The organism is Cohnella soli (genome assembly GCF_042655525.1).
Taxonomy (GTDB): Bacteria; Bacillota; Bacilli; order Paenibacillales; family Paenibacillaceae; genus Cohnella; species Cohnella soli.
The window spans coordinates 119,038-130,956 of record NZ_JBHSMI010000056.1 but is presented as its reverse complement, the minus strand read 5'-3'; the positions used below and the strand labels follow the sequence as shown (position 1 = coordinate 130,956).

Below are 11,919 nucleotides of genomic sequence, written 5' to 3'. Positions count from 1 at the left end.
ATGTGCCAAGGACAAGGACATCATCACCATCATGAATGGTCGCGGCCGGTATTCGAGGGATCGCGTCCGATGCGAATCGGGATCGGAGGACCGGTAGGAGCGGGCAAAACAGCATTGCTGGAGAACATCGCCAGGGAACTGAAGTCGCGGTACAGCCTCGGTGTCATCACGAACGACATCTATACGAAGGAGGATGCCCGCATTCTGCTCGCGACGGGCGTACTCCCCGAAGAACGGGTAATCGGCGTAGAGACGGGCGGCTGCCCGCACACGGCCGTTCGCGAGGACGCGTCGATGAACTTCGAAGCGGTATCCGAGCTGGAGCGGCGCTTCCCCGACTTGCAGCTGGTGCTGATCGAGAGCGGCGGCGACAATCTGGCCGCGGCGTTCAGCCCGGAGTTGGCCGACCGCTTCATCTACATTATCGACGTCGCCCAAGGCGAGAAGATTCCGCGCAAGGGAGGTCCGGGCATTATGCGCTCCGATCTGTTAATTATAAACAAGATCGATCTTGCGCCTCACGTCGGCGCGAGCTTGCAAGTCATGGAGGAAGACACGAAGCGAATGCGCGGGGAGCGGCCTTACGTATTTGCGAATTTGCGCGGGGGCGAAGGCGTGAGCGAGATTGTGTCGTGGCTTGCGCACGAGTATCAGCATGCCAATCTTATCGAACACAGCCATAGCTGACCGGGAGCGGTATCGCACCGCCGTATTGGACGTCTCGGCCACCTGCCGGGGCGACAGGACCGTATTGGCCGGCCGCTATTGCACGTCGCCGATCAAGATCGCCAAGACGTTTCCCGAAGACAAGTCGCTTTGCGTGATGATTATGGACGCTTCTCCAGGCATGCTTAAGGGTGACCGCTATGAGATGCAGTGGGTTGCGGAAGCGGGCGCTCATCTCTGTCTGACCAATCAGGGCTTTACCAAAGTGCATCCGTGTACGCCGGAGCTCGGCGCGTCGATGGAGAACCGTTATCGTCTCGCGGCAGGCGCCTGCATCGAGACGATGATGAAGCCCATTATGCTGTACAAGGATGCATCCTATACGAATCGGACGGATGTTGAGCTTGAGCGAGGCGCCGTATGGATGCAGGGCGAGGTGTTGAGTCCGGGCCGGGTGCTCCGAGGCGAGTCCTTCGCCTACGAGCAACTGGACAATCGAATTTCCGTTTACTATGAAGGCGAGCTGATTCATCACCAGAAGCAGCTCGTCCGTCCGGGCCGGCAATTGATCGCAGCCAAAGGGGCTTGGGATTCTGATAGCCATTTGGGATCGTTTCTTGTTTTCTCCGATCGGGTCGACACGGTGTTGCTGGAGTCGGTGAGAGCGGTTCTGGACCGGTTGCCGTTCCCGAACGATCAGTTGTACGCGGGTGCTGCTTTGACTTATCGGCATGGATTGACGGTAACGGCCGTCGCTTCGTCGTCCTGGATCATGCAGCACATGATGAAGGAAGTCTGGAACGAGGTGCGGAAGACGTTGCTTCGTCTGCAGCCAAGCCGGATCGGCGGCATCGGATAATTGACGATGGACGAAGACCTAATGGACGATGAAAGGACGCGTGATTCACACTTCAGCAAGCTTCGCATAAAGCTGGAACCGGATCCCGAGAAGCCATTGTTGGGCGTAAGACCTTAATGTACGTCGGTGTAAAGAAGAGGCTGTTCCAAAAGTGTTCGCATGACAGGCGAACGTCCCAATTCACACGTGAAAGGACCTCAATTTCCACCACTTCAATGTGGGGGCTGAGGTCCTTTCTACGACGGTACGACGATAGCTTGGAATAAGCGTCGAACGATTAACAACTGGACGTGCGTATGTGTATGAAAATTCGTACAAACTCGGGAGGATCGGCGACAGGACGGGGCATGTGTATGAAAATTCACACAAAACCGGGTAGGTCGGCAACCGGACGAGCGTGTGTGTATGAAAATTCACACAAAATCGGGAGGATCCGCAACTGGACGAGCGTATGTGTATGAAAATTCGTACAAATCGGGCAGAACGGCAACCCAAAGGGGGATGTGGACGACAAACTGGGACAGCCCTAAGAGTTTTCTATGCCGTGTTTGTTTACAATTCGCTCGCTTTGGTTGGGCTGACCCTTACCTTTCGTAATCAAGCTGCGCAGGCTGCCGTTGATATAGGTGCCCCAGGAGTCCGTGCAGACGTTGTAGCATTCGTACGCGGGGACTAGACCTACGTGCGTAAAGCGAACCTCCGTTTGGTCGCCTTTCTTGGCGATTTCAAAGACAATGTCGGTTCCCGTCCACTCACTCTTGTCCTCTACGAAATTAAAGTAGTTGTCTGTAATGTGCCAACGAACCTTCTCATTAGGAATAAGCTCGGCGACTTGGAGGGTGCAGCGGTGAATGTCTCGATATTGGTGCTTAAATTCGCCAAGTTGGTCAGTTCTGCCTTCAAGATCTTCCGACCACCATCCGCGGGCGTTATTGATAGCGGCGTAGACTTCTTCGGGGCTCTGGTCAACGGTAAAAGAAGTACTGTAGTTCTGATTCATTCAGGAAACACCTGCCCAATATTTGTTAACTTCACTAGTAAGTATAAACTACGTACTTGCAATATACAAGTATATAATTGCAAAATGCAAGCACAGGGCGTAGTGAGCAAGATGACCCTACAAGATGAACTCCGCAAGACGATGAATCCCCTGCTCAATCGATTGTTCATCTACCTTTGCAAATCCCAACACCCATCCCTTTCGTTTGCTTTCCAAACAATAGGGTCCAAGAGGGTAAACGCGTACTCCCTTTTGAAGGGCAATCTTTGTCACGGTTTCTTCGTCGTATGACTCTTCAGCCTCAAGCAACATATGTAATCCCGTTTCTACTCCACTTAGCGTGAAACGCCCTCCTAAACCGCTATCCATAATAGCCTTTGTCATGGCTTCGTGTCTTCTTCGGTACACATTTCTGACTCTTCTCATATGGCGCATAAAATGCCCATTCTTAATGAAGTGGGTGAGTGTTAGCTGATCCATAATCGGAAGATGACGATAGGTCAGTTCCTGTACCCTGGCGAGTTGAGCAATTGCCTCGACAGATCCAACGATAGCTGAAATACGAATGCCTGGAGCAATCATTTTAGAGAAACTCATGAGATACAAGGTATGATTAGGCGCCTGGCAAAACAACGTTGGAAGAGGTTCCCCGCGATATCGAAATTCGCTATCATAATCGTCCTCGATGATCCAGAATTGATCTTGAGCGGCCTTATGCAGCAATTGTTGCCTGCGCGGCTCCGACATAACGACCCCGACCGCGCACTGGTGCGAAGGAGTCGTAAAGATCAGTTTGGATTGCGGGTGAATATGCTCAACCGCTAGACCATACTCATCAACAGGAACGGGCACTACATTCATGCGCCGATATTTCAATGCCATCCAGGCAGCCGGAAAGCCGGGATCTTCTACAGAAACGGTGTCCCCATCAGCCAAAAGCGATTGCGCGATTAGGTCAATGCTATGCTGAGCTCCCGAGGTTAACAGAATCTGATCGGTTTGAATATGGATGCCTCGTTCAAGTGATAAATATCGCTGAATTTGCTCGCGCAATGGTGTATAACCAAAGGGATTACCGTAGGCCCAGTTTGATAATTCCATTGTCGCTGAAGCGTGGAGAAGCGATTGTCGCCAGTTCTTCTGAAATTGTCCATCCAAATAGGGTTCATGGGGAGTAAAATCAATATCTACTGCTCGCTGTTCTTTGCCCCTGAACCAGTCATGCAATTGGTCGACAGCAGAGTTCAACAAGGGAAGCGAGGGGGGGATGGGGCCATCTGCTATGATCTCCTTTGCAGTCTCAGTGACTTGCTTCCAATGACTAACACGCGTTCCTCCGCGACGAGACGTAACCGTGTAGCCTCGACTTAGCAATTCTTCATAGACGATCTGTATCGTTGAACGAGAGACTCCTATCATGTGAGCAAGCTCGCGGGAAGGAATCAGCAACTCCCCTGGCGCCCAGATTCCGCTGGTAATATGATGAATGGCCTGATCGAGCAATTGCTGCCAGATCGGTCTCTTATCATTACGAAGTACTTTCAGCATCTCACATACCTCCAAATAGAAGCTCCAATTTTAGAATGATAATTATGGATTGTTTATAACAACGAAGTTTGGATATTTTTACGCAATCCATTCGCTGATATACTACCGTAATAACGCCGGTATTTGCAATGAATGCCTTATTAGCGAAAGGGGAGATTTGGAAACATGGATTCGGTTCGTTACAAAATCAGGGAATGTCGGGATCAAGGGAAAATTGAAAGTTTCCTTCGCCAAGCGAGAATTGGGCATCTTGGGTTAGTTGACGGGAACCTGCCCTATGTTGTACCTCTTAATTATGTTTGGACGGATGGAAAGCTCTATTTTCACGGGGCAGGAGATGGAAGGCGTAATCAAGTCATGAGTGAAAATCCGGAGGTTTGTTTTACGGTATGTGAGGAATACGGGACCATTACGGATCCGGTACCTGCCAAAACGGATACGGCTTATATGAGCGTCATGATATTCGGTCAAGCGGAGCCAATCACGGATTTGGACGAAGCCACTCATGTGCTTCAGGAAATGATCAATAAATACGTACCCGGCTATTATAATCGCCCCTTGTCGAAGCAACACGTGGACAAGTATAGGTCGGCCGTATTCGGCGGACCGGTTCAAGTTTGCCGGGTTATTCCGCACCATGTGACGGCAAAAGAAAGTCCTATTGAGGCGGAAAAAATGTATAGAACGGACATGAATGTCGGACAAGAGATTTAAAAAGTGGCGGCGAAGAGGTAATCCTCTGCGTCGCCACTTTTGCAATATCGGCATCAAAATCAGCTTAAGAATTCGATCACTACTCGAAGGAATTCGTCTTGAAACTCCACGTTAGATAGGTGAACTGCGGGCAGCAAGACGAACTTCGCGTTCGGCACCGTGTCGGCGATCAATTCGCCATGGCCAGGAAGCGTCACTGTATTGTACTGACCGGCAATGACTAGTGTCGGACTGTTAATAAGGGAGGCCGTTCGACGCATATCCATATCTCGGATAGCGGCCCATGCTCCTGCAAGTCCCTGCGGACGAGTAGTGAGTACCATCTCGCGAAAAGATGCGACTAGGGCGTTCTCCGATTCCAGCATATGCGAAGGAAACCAGTTGTTAATGAACATATCGGCGAACCCAGGAAGGTTCTCTGGTTGCAGCGCAGAGACGATGAGGCTTTCCCATTGCTCAGGCGGCCCTAGATAGGAGGAAGTATTGCTCAAAATAAGCCGATCGATCCGCTCTGGAGCATGAATAGCGAGCCATTGTCCGACAACGCCGCCCAATGATAACCCAAGGAAATGCACCCGGTCGAGCTGAAGCGCGTCGATCAGTTCGATGACGTCCCGTCCCAACCTGTCGAAAGAATAGGGACCGTCAGGCGTATCCGAGTTACCATGCCCCCGGTAGTCGTAGCGAAGAACTCGGAAATACTGGGATAATTCAGCCAACTGGCCATCCCACATGTTCATCGTGGTAGCGATCGAGTTCGCTAACATCAATACCGGCTTGCCGGCCGATCCTTCGATTCGGTAAGCAATTCGAACGCCGTCTCCGGTCGTGATAAAGTTTAATCCATCAGTCGCTTTCGTTTCGTTTAATGTCATCGTCATCTTCGCCAGCTCCCTTACTTGTTATTAATGACATTTTAGAGGAAGCTGCTTACAATTATAAATAAGATTATTAAGTAGTTTGGGGTCTAAAAACTTAATTTCATCGTTGGTTTCGACGCTAACCTTAAAAAATGAGGTGATTGTTCATGGACCACATAGATCGAAAAATATTGGCCGTTATTCATGAAAACGCCAGAATTACAATCTCCGAGATGAGTCGAATCATCTCCATGTCGCAGCCGGCCGTAACGGAACGACTTCGCAAGCTGGAGGAGCAGAGGGTCATTACGGGTTATCGGGCGATGCTTTCTCCCTCTAAGCTCGGCAAGTACACAACCGCTTTTGTCTTATTTAAATCGAATAACTGCAAGGAATTCGAAGCTTTCGTAGAAACGGCCCACGAGATCGTCGATTTCTACAGAACGAGCGGAGAGTACAATTACTTATTGAAGGTTGTTACCGCAACAAGCGAAACGTTGGAAACCTTCCTTGAAACTTGCAATGCTTTCGGATTTTCATCGACCCACGTCGTTCTTTCCACGCGATTCGAGGATAAAAGTCTTGTCACAAGCAATGATGTATCAAATGTTATTTCGCTGTTTCAGCCGGGGGGAAGTTAACCTCGGCATTGCATAAGTGATAGGTGGTATGCAGTTGAAAATCATAATTGTCGGTGCTGGTATTTCCGGGCTCGCAACCGCTGTTGCGCTTCAAAATATAGGGTTGGATGTTTCTATTTATGACAAAAATGAAGGATTGGAGAAGCGCGGCGCGGCGCTGACGCTTTGGTCCAACGGAACACTAGCCTTAAAGAAGCTCAATGTGTTGGAAGACCTTCTGGATCATGCCTCAAGCCTTTCAATGGCCAATTTATATTCAAGCAGGGGCAAATTGTTAGAAACCCTGACTATAAATTATGCCACGCCGACAGTCGGCATCCTTCGTTATGATCTTCTACGTATTTTGGCAGGCAAGGTGGGAGAAGAAAAAATATTTTGGAATAAAAAACTCAAAAATTTAACCGGAAATGCGGTCACTTTTGAGGATGGTACATCTGTCGAAGCGGATATGGTCATCGCCGCTGACGGTATCCATTCTGTTCTTCGGAGACAATTCGTCGGTGACGCTTTACAATTTAGCGGGTATACGTCCTGGCGTGGAATATCTAAGACCAGCGTCCCTTCAAATTATGAGAATACGATGACACAAATTTGGGGAGAAGGGTCTAGGTTTGGGTTTGTGCCTTTAATAGGAGGGCGAACGTATTGGTTTGCGACGGCGAACGTGAGAGCAGGAGAATCACAAACTCATGATATCACGCAGCTTATAGGCTCGTTTCCTGATCCCGTGAATAAGATCTTTGCGGGGCAAGAGAAGTCTGAGATCATACACTTGGATATCTATGATCGTAATCCCATTCGTCAATGGTCGTATGGCCATGCCTTATTGCTTGGTGACTCCGCGCACCCGATGACTCCAAGCCTTGGCCTTGGCGCATGTACGGCTTTAGAAGATGCGGTATGTTTATCTGAATGTTTTTCTAATTCGAAGTCCATTAGGCAAATCTTTAACGAATTCGAATCCAAGCGTGTTCGCCGTGCCAATCAAATTGTAAAATTATCTCGTCGTATCGGCTTGATTGGCCAAATGCAGCACCCGCTAATGTGTCAGATTAGAAATCGGATGTATCCTTTGGTACCGCGGAGATGGAAGAAACGAATATGGGACAAGCTATATGGATTCGAATTTCAGGATCCTATGTAGGAGGTAAAAAAGATGTTGAAATTATTCGAGTATAACTGGCAAGTTCGGCAAGACTGGTTCGCTTGGTGCCAAGACGTTTCTGAAGAAGAACTGCTTAAGAAGCGAACAGGCGGGACCGGAGGCATTTTGCACACCTTGTTTCATATTGCGGATGTGGAATTCAGCTGGATATCTGGTCTGCAGGGAAAGCCGGATTTCACGGAGCCGTTCGAATCCTATGCCAGCCTGCAGAAAGTGACGGATTTATCCGCCAAGCTTCACGCGGAAGTTCGTCCTTTTGTCATGTCATGGACCAATGAAATGGAATTAAAGGAGTTATCGGAATTAACGCCAAAGGGTGAGCCGGTTATCTACAAATATGGTGAAATCATGCGGCACGTCATCGCCCATGAATCCACCATATCGGTCAATTGTCCGTTTGGTCGAGAGAAGTGGGCAAGGTCCCCGTGACGGCAAATCTCATTCGTCGGGGTTTATTTTAGAGACGCGGCAAAGAGGGAAACGATAGCTCAGAAAAACTCGACGCCACCGGTCGCAATAATCGGCTGGCGTTTTCTTATTAATTGGCAGGAAGGCGAAGTATCTATTAACTCTCTTCAAGAAAAGAATATCAAGCAATTGTTTATTCCTAAACGAAACGCGCGTGCAAAAATTAATCGTAGTTTATTATTTTTAAACGGAAATAAAGCTGTTCGTGTGCTGTTTCATACCGATTTTGAAGGTTTACAAGGTCCCATAACCGTTTATTTTAATCCTTTTACGAAACAAGTAATTGGTTATGATGTAAATGAATGAGGCTGAGGGATTGAGCTCTAACGGGGAACAATAGTTCAACGCATACACGAAGGCAGCCGACCAGTAAGATCGGCCTGCCTTTGTTTAACTAATGGGCAGGATAATTCAACCAATTTAGAGAATAGTCCAATATATTTTAGATCGAATTTTGGGGGTCTCATAATGAATCAATAACAATTCGAATTTGCTCTGATGAAGACTTGGACTTTCTTGCTGTATTAAACAAACAACTAATTGAGGATGAACAACATGACAATCCAATGGACGTCGAACAGTTGAGAGAAAGAATGAGAGGTTTCATCAACACGGATTATAGAGCTTATGCATTTGAAATTAGTGGCGAAACCATTGGCTATGCCTTAGTGAATCATACAAGCAAACCTGTGTATTTAAGACAGTTTTTTATCTGTAGAAATAGCAGAAGGCATGGGTATGGAAAATTAGCTTTTGAGAAGTTGCTCGAAGTACTAGAAACAAAAAATATAGATATCGAAGTCATGCATTGGAACAATACTGGGTATGCATTTTGGAAATCGCTTGGATTTAAAGTGTTACCGCTAGATCATAACGTCCAGATGCTGGTGGGATTGCCTGTCCGGGAGTTGCCGAATATAATGACCGTATCTCGGTAAAGGAAAAGGATGCCCCCATATCGCGTGGCCTGTTGGTAGCAGGTTCACTGGAAGCATCCCCTCAAATATCTATGGTCATTGTATCAAAGTATGAGCTGGTTGAGAAGATCACCGGCGTTTTTTGTTAGGTGTGCGGAGTTGGTTCCTTCTCCCTGCTGCCTAGCGGAGTTCTCCGTGATTGGCAGTCGAAAGCGAATGGTCATCGGAGCTACTGGGGATAAGAGAACTTTAGTTATTCGGAGACTGCGTTGCCTTGGATGCCGTAGCATTCATCATGAGTTGCCAGACTTTCTAGTGCCGTACAAGCACTACGAATCAAGCTGTATAGAGCAAGCTACAAGCGAAATCGCTACTCTTACAGTCGCAGTAGATGAATCCACAATACATCGTTGGCGGAGCTTTGTGCAAGAGCGAACCACCTATTGGTTAGGTTGCCTCGCTTCCCTCTCGACTCGCTTTCACCAGGATCCTGCAGGGCAACCGTCCTTTGCTTTGCAGACCGCACACCAGAGAATTGGACACGTCGTTGGCAATGCACCCGGATGGCTGGCGAGAATTGTCCGTCCCGTCGCCAACGCGAATTGTTGGCTACATACCCGCTTTGCATTCTTGTCCGCATTCCCTTGAGATAGACTGAGCTTCGAAGTCTATCAATGAGGGAGCAGACAAATGAAAGATCAGAAGAAAGCGGAAGAAATCGCCTCTTTGCGGGTACAGCTGTTGTCACCGCTCTTAGCAGTTGGGTTAGACGCTGCCAAGGCTCAGGCTTTAAAGAAGCAAATCTGCGAGCAATACGGATTATCCGAGCGGACGCTACGCCGTTATCTGGCGAATTATCGCGAGTCAGGCTTCAGCGGATTGCGCCCCAAGGGGAAAGGTCGCAGGGAATCAGACAACATCGCACCCGAAGTCATGGAGCAAGCTATTCTCCTACGGCGGGAAGTACCAGGGCGTAGTGTCGCGCAGATCATTCAGATTCTAGAGTGGGAAGGTCGGATTCAGCCCGGCGAGATCAAACGCAGTACCTTGCAAGAAAGACTGGCATCTCGTGGGTACAGCACACGCCATATGCGGATATACGCCGAATCCGGTGTGGCCGCAAGGCGGTTCCAACAGCGTCATCGCAATCGGCTCTGGCATTCGGATATCAAGTTCGGCCCCTATTTACCCATTGGTCCGGACGGAGCCAAGAAGCAGGTATTCCTCGTTGTCTTCATTGACGACGCCACGCGGTTCGTGCTGCATGGCGAGTTCTATCCGGTCATGGATAAGACCATTGTTGAGGATTGCTACCGTAAGTCCATTCAGAAATACGGTCTGCCGGAATCTGTTTACTTCGACAATGGAAAACAGTACCGAACCAAGTGGATGACACGAGCTTGTTCCAAACTCGGAGTGAGGCTCCTTTTTGCCAAGCCCTACTCTCCAGAGGCAACAGGCAAGGTCGAGCGTTTTAATCGTGTCGTCGACGCGTTCTTAAGTGAAGCGGCACTAACGAAACCTCAAACCTTGGAGCGATTGAATGAGCTGTTCCAGGTGTGGCTCAGCGAATGCTATCAGAACAAGCCTCACTCGGCGCTAGAGAACAAGCGCAGCCCGGAATCGGTCTATCGCGGCGACAAGAAACCGCTGAGGTTCGTAGATCCAGAAGCGTTAGCAACGGCATTCCTACACTGCGAAACGCGCAAAGTCGACAAGTCTGTTCTGCATCAGCTTCATGGATCGTAAGTACGAAGTGGGACTGAAATTCATCGGTTGCACCGTCGACGTCATTTACGACCCCGCGGACACGACGGAGCTCACCATCGAATACGACGGGCATGCGCCTTGGCCGGTTCGTGAAATGGTCATCGGAGAGCGAGCTGGGAAGCGTCCATCCTTACCGGAGCATCTGGGGAAAGCACCTACAGACGTGTCCAGATTACTTACAGCCGCCGAGGAGAAAAGCCGTCAGCGCCATGAGCGCGAAGCACCTGCGGTTTCCTACCGGAAGGTGAATCAGGAGGACAGTCATGTTTGAGTCCTTCTATGGTCTAAGCCGCTCGCCGTTCTCAAGAGATATCCCGACAAGCGAGTTGTATCCTTCCGTTACATTAGAGGAGACGCTCGGACGACTGGAATATGCGGCACAGCGACAATGGTTTGCCGTTGTCACGGGTGATTGCGGAACGGGGAAAACGACGACGATTCGGCGGTTCACAGCGGTGCTGGATCCTGCGAAATATAAGGTGCTATATTTATCGGACTCGAAGCTCACGCCACGTCACTTCTACAAAGGATTACTGGAGCAACTCGGCTGCGAATCGAAATTCTATCGGGGTGACGCTAAACGTCAGTTGCATCGGGAAATTGAACTCATGCGGGGAATCCACCGCTTGCTACCGGTGGTGGTCGTGGATGAAGCGCATTTACTGGATCGTGAGATGCTGGAAGAGGTTCGCTTCCTGCTAAATTTCAAGATGGATGCACAAAGTCCCATGGCGCTAATCTTGGTTGGACAGAGCGAACTATGGGACCGGATTGGGTTACAGGCTTATGCAGCCATTCGCCAGCGAATCGATTTGCAATGCAAGCTGCCGCACTACGATCGGGCGGAGACGGGAGCCTACATCGAACGGCACATGACTTACGCGGGGGCAGATCGTGACATATTCACGGATAGCGCGATTGATGAAGTCTATCGCTTCGCGAGCGGATCCGCGCGGATGATCAATAAGGTATGTACGCACGGGTTACTGTACGGGGCGCAGAACAAACATCGGATTATCGACGATCATATGATCAAACGCGTCATCGGGGGAGAATTGTCATGATTCTCCCTGGTTTTTATCACAGAGCGGTCAGCTTACCCGACTAATGCTGGACAACATGATCCGTCAGTCGCTGGACATTATGCGTTAGCAGTAACATTAAAGAAAGAAGTATTTATATGAGATATTAGCGTAATTTGAACGGGCAGGATAACGCTTAATATGTATTGAACTTTGGATGCATTGCAATAGCAACTGACAAAAAGGGGACGGTACCATGCCAATGCCGGAATCATTTTATGCCGAGATA

The 11,919-nt window shown here is 49.1% G+C and carries 11 protein-coding genes and 2 pseudogenes; 10 read left to right on the top strand and 3 right to left on the bottom strand.

Going from position 1 to position 11,919, the window contains the following annotated elements; genetic code table 11:
• Together ureG and ACFPOF_RS27965 are read left to right on the top strand one after the other, a co-directional pair.
• Positions 1-687, top strand: a complete 687-nt coding sequence (gene ureG / locus ACFPOF_RS27970; RefSeq protein WP_378138683.1) for an urease accessory protein UreG — start codon at positions 1-3, stop codon at positions 685-687.
• Complete coding sequence (locus ACFPOF_RS27965) at positions 656-1,525, top strand: urease accessory protein UreD (RefSeq protein WP_378138682.1); 870 nt, start codon at positions 656-658, stop codon at positions 1,523-1,525. The genes ureG and ACFPOF_RS27965 overlap by 32 nt, the downstream gene beginning before the upstream one ends.
• 526 nt (positions 1,526-2,051) lie before the next feature.
• Here the strand turns inward: ACFPOF_RS27965 and ACFPOF_RS27960 are convergent.
• Together ACFPOF_RS27960 and pdxR are read right to left on the bottom strand one after the other, a co-directional pair.
• Positions 2,052-2,525: an SRPBCC family protein gene (locus tag ACFPOF_RS27960; RefSeq protein WP_378138681.1), complete on the bottom strand. Its 474-nt coding sequence runs from the start codon at positions 2,523-2,525 to the stop codon at positions 2,052-2,054.
• A gap of 117 nt (positions 2,526-2,642) precedes the next feature.
• Complete coding sequence (gene pdxR / locus ACFPOF_RS27955) at positions 2,643-4,073, bottom strand: MocR-like pyridoxine biosynthesis transcription factor PdxR (protein ID WP_378138680.1); 1,431 nt, start codon at positions 4,071-4,073, stop codon at positions 2,643-2,645.
• Between the two features lie 165 nt (positions 4,074-4,238).
• Here pdxR and ACFPOF_RS27950 point away from each other — a divergent pair, with 165 nt between their 5' ends.
• Complete coding sequence (locus ACFPOF_RS27950) at positions 4,239-4,787, top strand: pyridoxamine 5'-phosphate oxidase family protein (RefSeq protein WP_378138679.1); 549 nt, start codon at positions 4,239-4,241, stop codon at positions 4,785-4,787.
• Positions 4,788-4,846: 59 nt separating this feature from the next.
• On the opposite strand, the gene ACFPOF_RS27945 is transcribed toward ACFPOF_RS27950, so the two are convergent.
• On the bottom strand, positions 4,847-5,668 hold the full coding sequence (locus ACFPOF_RS27945; protein ID WP_378138678.1) for an alpha/beta fold hydrolase: 822 nt from the start codon (positions 5,666-5,668) through the stop codon (positions 4,847-4,849).
• Positions 5,669-5,814: 146 nt separating this feature from the next.
• Here ACFPOF_RS27945 and ACFPOF_RS27940 point away from each other — a divergent pair, with 146 nt between their 5' ends.
• The 7 genes and pseudogenes from ACFPOF_RS27940 to ACFPOF_RS27905 all read left to right on the top strand — a co-directional run bounded on the left by ACFPOF_RS27940 (position 5,815) and on the right by ACFPOF_RS27905 (position 11,672).
• Positions 5,815-6,288: an Lrp/AsnC family transcriptional regulator gene (locus ACFPOF_RS27940; RefSeq protein ID WP_378138677.1), complete on the top strand. Its 474-nt coding sequence runs from the start codon at positions 5,815-5,817 to the stop codon at positions 6,286-6,288.
• Between the two features lie 34 nt (positions 6,289-6,322).
• Positions 6,323-7,432 carry an FAD-dependent monooxygenase gene (locus ACFPOF_RS27935; protein WP_378138676.1) on the top strand — a complete coding sequence of 370 codons (1,110 nt, stop codon included), beginning with the start codon at positions 6,323-6,325 and terminating at the stop codon, positions 7,430-7,432.
• Positions 7,433-7,444: 12 nt separating this feature from the next.
• Positions 7,445-7,914, top strand: a pseudogene (locus ACFPOF_RS27930) (DinB family protein).
• Between the two features lie 573 nt (positions 7,915-8,487).
• Positions 8,488-8,859: a GNAT family N-acetyltransferase gene (locus ACFPOF_RS27925; protein WP_378138823.1), complete on the top strand. Its 372-nt coding sequence runs from the start codon at positions 8,488-8,490 to the stop codon at positions 8,857-8,859.
• Between the two features lie 90 nt (positions 8,860-8,949).
• Positions 8,950-9,486: a DUF6431 domain-containing protein gene (locus tag ACFPOF_RS27920; protein ID WP_378138675.1), complete on the top strand. Its 537-nt coding sequence runs from the start codon at positions 8,950-8,952 to the stop codon at positions 9,484-9,486.
• 42 nt (positions 9,487-9,528) lie between these two features.
• A pseudogene (locus ACFPOF_RS27915) lies at positions 9,529-10,879 on the top strand (DDE-type integrase/transposase/recombinase).
• On the top strand, positions 10,872-11,672 hold the full coding sequence (locus ACFPOF_RS27905; protein WP_378138672.1) for an ExeA family protein: 801 nt from the start codon (positions 10,872-10,874) through the stop codon (positions 11,670-11,672). Before ACFPOF_RS27915 ends, ACFPOF_RS27905 begins: the two are co-directional and overlap by 8 nt.
• Positions 11,673-11,919 lie beyond the last annotated feature (247 nt).

Excerpts from the sequence above, each read along its gene's own strand:
- ureG (WP_378138683.1), top strand. The coding sequence starts at position 1 with ATGTGCCAAGGACAAGGACATCATCACCATCATGAATGGTCGCGGCCG.
- ACFPOF_RS27965 (WP_378138682.1), top strand. The coding sequence starts at position 656 with ATGCCAATCTTATCGAACACAGCCATAGCTGACCGGGAGCGGTATCGC.
- ACFPOF_RS27960 (WP_378138681.1), bottom strand. The coding sequence starts at position 2,525 with ATGAATCAGAACTACAGTACTTCTTTTACCGTTGACCAGAGCCCCGAA.
- pdxR (WP_378138680.1), bottom strand. The coding sequence starts at position 4,073 with ATGCTGAAAGTACTTCGTAATGATAAGAGACCGATCTGGCAGCAATTG.
- ACFPOF_RS27950 (WP_378138679.1), top strand. The coding sequence starts at position 4,239 with ATGGATTCGGTTCGTTACAAAATCAGGGAATGTCGGGATCAAGGGAAA.
- ACFPOF_RS27945 (WP_378138678.1), bottom strand. The coding sequence starts at position 5,668 with ATGACGATGACATTAAACGAAACGAAAGCGACTGATGGATTAAACTTT.
- ACFPOF_RS27940 (WP_378138677.1), top strand. The coding sequence starts at position 5,815 with ATGGACCACATAGATCGAAAAATATTGGCCGTTATTCATGAAAACGCC.
- ACFPOF_RS27925 (WP_378138823.1), top strand. The coding sequence starts at position 8,488 with ATGGACGTCGAACAGTTGAGAGAAAGAATGAGAGGTTTCATCAACACG.
- ACFPOF_RS27920 (WP_378138675.1), top strand. The coding sequence starts at position 8,950 with ATGAGCTGGTTGAGAAGATCACCGGCGTTTTTTGTTAGGTGTGCGGAG.
- ACFPOF_RS27905 (WP_378138672.1), top strand. The coding sequence starts at position 10,872 with ATGTTTGAGTCCTTCTATGGTCTAAGCCGCTCGCCGTTCTCAAGAGAT.